Source organism: Streptomyces sp. NPDC020422 (assembly GCF_044386705.1).
In the GTDB taxonomy this organism is placed as follows: Bacteria; Actinomycetota; Actinomycetes; order Streptomycetales; family Streptomycetaceae; genus Streptomyces.
This window is the reverse complement of sequence record NZ_JBIRVJ010000023.1, coordinates 1-1,043: the sequence shown is the minus strand read 5'-3', so window position 1 is coordinate 1,043 and position 1,043 is coordinate 1. Positions and strand designations below refer to the sequence as shown.

At 68.7% G+C, this 1,043-nt stretch carries 1 rRNA gene and 1 pseudogene; one reads left to right on the top strand and one right to left on the bottom strand.

Annotated features, from left to right (window positions below):
• Positions 1-932: pseudogene (locus tag ACH414_RS33845) on the top strand (hypothetical protein); the annotation flags it as partial.
• Positions 933-938: 6 nt separating this feature from the next.
• Here the strand turns inward: ACH414_RS33845 and rrf are convergent.
• Positions 939-1,043, bottom strand: a 5S ribosomal RNA gene (gene rrf / locus ACH414_RS33840); the annotation flags it as partial.

Genomic DNA, 1,043 nt, shown 5'->3' with positions numbered 1-1,043 from the left:
TCGTCGCGGCGGAACGAAGGCCGCTCGTCACGACGCTCGTCACGCCGGAAGGACGGACGCTCGTCACGACCCCGGTAGCCACCACCACGGTTGTCATCGCGACGGTTGTCGTCACGACGGTCATCGCGGCCGCGGTAGCCACCGCCACGGTTGTCGTCGCGGCGGTCGTCACGGGGGTAGGACGGACGCTCGTCGCGGCGGAACGAAGGCCGCTCGTCACGACGCTCGTCACGCCGGAAGGACGGACGCTCGTCACGACCCCGGTAGCCACCACCACGGTTGTCATCGCGACGGTTGTCGTCACGACGGTCATCGCGGCCGCGGTAGCCACCGCCACGGTTGTCGTCGCGGCGGTCGTCACGGGGGTAGGAGGGGCGGTCGTCGCGGCGGAACGAAGGCCGCTCGTCACGACGCTCGTCACGCCGGAAGGACGGACGCTCGTCACGACCCCGGTAGCCACCACCACGGTTGTCATCGCGACGGTTGTCGTCACGACGGTCATCGCGGCCGCGGTAGCCGCCACCACGGTTGTCGTCACGGCGGTCGTCACGCTGGTACGAGGGGCGGTCGTCGCGACCGCGGTAGCCACCGCCACGGTTGTCGTCACGGCGGTCATCGCGACGGTCATCGCGGCGGTCGTCACGCCGGAAGCCGCCGCCACCGCGGTTGTCGTCACGGCCGCGGTAGCCACCGCCGCTGCGGTTGTCGTCACGACGCGGCCCACGGAAGCCGCCCCGGTCACCACCGTCGCGGCGACGCGGCTCGCGCTCCGGGCGGTCGTCGGGAGAGTTGGTGGACATCGACGTGACTCCTGTCTTCGGGTACTGCAGTCATTCTCGCGCAGCCGGCACCCCGGCGCGCGCTTCAGAAAATTCCAAGAAAAACAAAAGGACCCCTGGTCCCAGCGTGAACGCTGGGACCAGGGGTCCTGAAAGATTGTTCGGCGGTGTCCTACTCTCCCACAGGGTCCCCCCTGCAGTACCATCGGCGCTGAAAGGCTTAGCTTCCGGGTTCGGAATGTAACCGGGCGTTTCCCTAACGCT